Genomic DNA, 602 nt, shown 5'->3' with positions numbered 1-602 from the left:
ATATGTTGAAACATACGTTCGACATTATTTCGATGGAGGGCTCCACCAAGGATTATCGACTCGAAAATCGAGCGGATGGTCAATCCTATTTTTGGTCAAACAAGGATGTTCAGGGCGATAATAGTAGTAATAACGACATGCAGGCGCAGTTGGAAGAAATATTTGGTGGCACTGCATCCGGAGCTGAGTCTGAGATCATTAAAGTTCGCTTCGGTCGCACCGTCCAGGTCGCCCGATTGAATGACCGGTGCGCCTGGTTTGACTTTTCCGAGTTGTGCTATCAACCGCTCGGTGCGGCCGATTATCTTTCTCTCTGCGACCGATTTCCGGTCCTCATCATGGACAACGTCCCCCAATTGGATGCCAACCATCTCAACGAAGCGCGACGCTTCGTGACCCTCATTGATGCGTGTTATGAATCTCGCACCCGCTTGGTGCTAGCGGCACAAGTCCCACTCGACGAATTATTTGTCGATTTTGAAGCGCAAGTCGAAAGCAGTGATGGGGATGAAGAATTGTTTGTCAGTGAGAAGGGGGGAAACTCGAGTTCCTTTGCGACGACCATGATTCGCACCAAAGATGGGGAACATATGGAGTGGTCG

1 protein-coding gene is annotated in these 602 nt (G+C 49.8%); it reads left to right on the top strand.

The genetic code is table 11. The features are described 5' to 3' along the window. On the top strand, nt 1–602 hold a 602-nt coding region (gene zapE / locus A3739_RS26005; protein WP_156502855.1), incomplete at both ends, for an AFG1/ZapE family ATPase.

The sequence above is a fragment of the Oleiphilus sp. HI0067 genome, from assembly GCF_001635735.1.
The sequence above is the reverse complement of the archived record's forward strand: the minus strand, read 5'-3'. Positions and strand labels throughout refer to the sequence as shown.